This is a genomic window from Pseudomonas syringae, assembly GCF_021605415.1.
In the GTDB taxonomy this organism is placed as follows: Bacteria; Pseudomonadota; Gammaproteobacteria; order Pseudomonadales; family Pseudomonadaceae; genus Aquipseudomonas; species Aquipseudomonas syringae_S.
Genome location: NZ_WKEQ01000082.1, coordinates 1 through 1,570, shown reverse-complemented (window position 1 = coordinate 1,570; position 1,570 = coordinate 1). Strand labels below are relative to the sequence as shown.

Sequence of the window (1,570 nt, the reverse complement as noted above, 5' to 3'; positions counted from 1 at the left end):
TGGCCGGTTGAAGAAAATGCCCGTATCGCAAGATACGGGCATTTTTCTTATGCGCTATATCCAAGGTGAAAACCGCTCCCAGAGCGCGCTGTTTCCACTCTCGCTAGACGAACTCATTCCCGATGACCATCTGGTTCGGGTGATCGAGGCCTATGTTTCGCTTCTGGACTTTGAGCTGCTGGGCTTCGACAAAGCCAGGCCCAAGGCCACGGGACGCCCTTCGTATGATCCCGCCGACCTGCTCAAACTCTACCTCTACGGCTATTTTCAGCGCATCCGCTCGTCGCGGCGGCTCGAAGCCGAGTGTCAGCGCAACGTTGAAGTCATGTGGCTGCTTGGCCGGCTGGCCCCTGACTTCAAAACCATCGCTGATTTTCGGCGCGATAACAGCGCTGCGTTCACCGCAACCTGTCGCGCCTTTGTTCGGTTTTGCCGAAATGCCGGTCTGATTGCCGGCGAGTTGGTGGCAATCGATGGCAGCAAGTTTCAGGCGGTTGCCTCAAGTCGAAAACACCTGACACCGAAAAAACTCAAGCAGCGAGAAGCGGTGCTCGATAAGCGAATTGCGCGTTATCTGGCACAACTTGATGAAGCAGATCGTGGCGAGGATGGGGAATCGATTGATCGTTCAGCGGTGCAAGCCGCGCTTCAAGAGTTGCAGGTAAAAAAGGCCAATAACCAGACCTGTCAGGTGCTGATGGAGGCTCAAGGTCTGGCTCAACACGTCGTGGGCGAGCCCGAGGCCCAGAAGATGCGAACGGCGTCCGGCCCGCTCGTGGCCTACAACATTCAAAGTGCTGTAGATGCCAAACATTGTCTGATTCTGCACCACGAAGTCACTCAGGAAGGCACCGACAATCGCCAGCTCGATCCGATGGCCAAAGCGGCCAAAGAGGAGCTGCACCAATCAGAACTCTGCGTCACAGCGGATGCGGGCTACTCCAATGGAGCCCAGTTTCAGAGCTGTGAAGATGCCGGCATCACGGCGTTTGTGCCCCCGAATCGGTCCATCAACACAACCGGTGACGACGAACAGTACTTTGATCGAACCGAATTCATTTATGACACGGACAACGATCAATATCAGTGCCCCGCCGGCAACCAACTGACACTCAAACAACTGAGCAAGGGCGACCGGATCTATCAGGCGGCTATCAGCGACTGCCGAAGTTGTCCGCTCAAAAGCCGCTGCACCAAGGCCGAACGCCGGTATCTGACGCGCCATGCCCACGAAGCGGCATTTGAGCGAATGGAGCGGCGGATGAATGCCCATCCCGAAATGATGGTCAATCGCCGATCCATCGTCGAGCATCCCTTCGGCAACCTGAAGCAATGGATCTTCGGCAATGGCCGGTTTTTGCTGCGCCAGTTACAGGGTACTCGCGCAGAAATGGCGCTTGCGGTACAGGCCTACAACTTGAAAAGGGCTATCCAGGTGTTGGGAGCGCAAAAGCTGATGGCGCTGATGGGCTGAGAGGCCCTTTATTTTTCAGATCGCAGAAAAGCAAATGCCCCGACAAGTCGGGGCATTTGCTTTTAACCGGGACAGATTGTGTTTTCACACAGCCTG

At 55.7% G+C, this 1,570-nt stretch carries 1 protein-coding gene; it reads left to right on the top strand.

Translation table 11 applies throughout. The annotated features are described in order from the left end of the window. The first annotated feature begins 49 nt into the window (after positions 1–49). On the top strand, positions 50–1,474 hold the full coding sequence (locus tag GIW69_RS26050; protein WP_236485658.1) for an IS1182 family transposase: 1,425 nt from the start codon (positions 50–52) through the stop codon (positions 1,472–1,474). Positions 1,475–1,570 lie beyond the last annotated feature (96 nt).

Bases quoted from the DNA above. Each gene is read 5' to 3' on its own strand.
- GIW69_RS26050 (WP_236485658.1), top strand. From the start codon at position 50: ATGCGCTATATCCAAGGTGAAAACCGCTCCCAGAGCGCGCTGTTTCCA.